This window comes from Streptomyces sp. Ru73 (assembly GCF_002920575.1).
Taxonomy (GTDB): domain Bacteria; phylum Actinomycetota; class Actinomycetes; order Streptomycetales; family Streptomycetaceae; genus Streptomyces.
Map to the genome: position 1 here is coordinate 1 of NZ_PQSQ01000222.1, position 835 is coordinate 835.

Consider the following 835-nt stretch of genomic DNA (forward strand, 5'->3'; position numbering starts at 1 on the left):
GAGCAGCAGCTGGGCGAGGCCCGCGAGGAGGCGCACCAGGAGCGCACGGCGGCCCGCGAGCAGAGCGAGGAGCTGCTGGCCTCCGCCCGTGCCCGGGTGGCCGAGGCGCAGGCCGAGGCCGAGCGGCTGGTGGAGGAGGCGGACCGGCGCGCCGAGGAGCTGGTGGCCGCCGCCGAGCAGACCGCGCAGCAGGTGCGGGACGCGGTCGCCGGGCTGCACGAGCAGGCCGAGGAGGAGATCGCCGGGCTGCGGTCCGCCGCCGAGCACGCCGCAGCGCGGACGAAGGAGGACGCGCAGCAGGAGGCGGACCGGGTCCGCTCCGACGCGTACGACGAGCGCGAGCGCGCCTCGCAGGACGCGAGCCGCATCCGGCAGGAGGCGCAGACCGAGGCCGAGGCCGCCAAGTCGCTGGCCGAGCGGACGGTCGCGGAGGCGATCGCCGAGGCCGAGCGGCTGCGCGCGGAGGCGAACGGCGCGCTGGACGAGGCCCGCGAGGCCGCGAACAAGCGCCGCGCCGAGGCCGCCGAGCAGGCCGACGAGCTGCTGGGCGAGGCCGCCCGCGAGGCCGAGCGGACGGTGGCCGAGGCGGGTGCCGAGGCCGACCGGCTGCGCGCCGAGGCGAACAGCACGCTGGACGACGCCCGCGAGGAGGCGAATCGCCGCCGCAGCGAGGCCGCCGAGCAGGCGGACGAGCTGCTGGGCGAGGCGACGGCGCAGGCCGAGAAGCTGGTCGCGGACGCCACCGAGAAGGCGCAGCAGCTGCGCACGCAGGCCTCGGACGCGCTGGCCGCCGCCGAGCAGGACGCGGCGCGGGCCCGGGCCGAGGCCCGCGAGG

General features: G+C 79.3%; 1 pseudogene. It reads left to right on the forward strand.

Annotated elements, in window-relative coordinates:
- Positions 1-835: pseudogene (locus C3486_RS36660) on the forward strand (hypothetical protein); the annotation flags it as partial.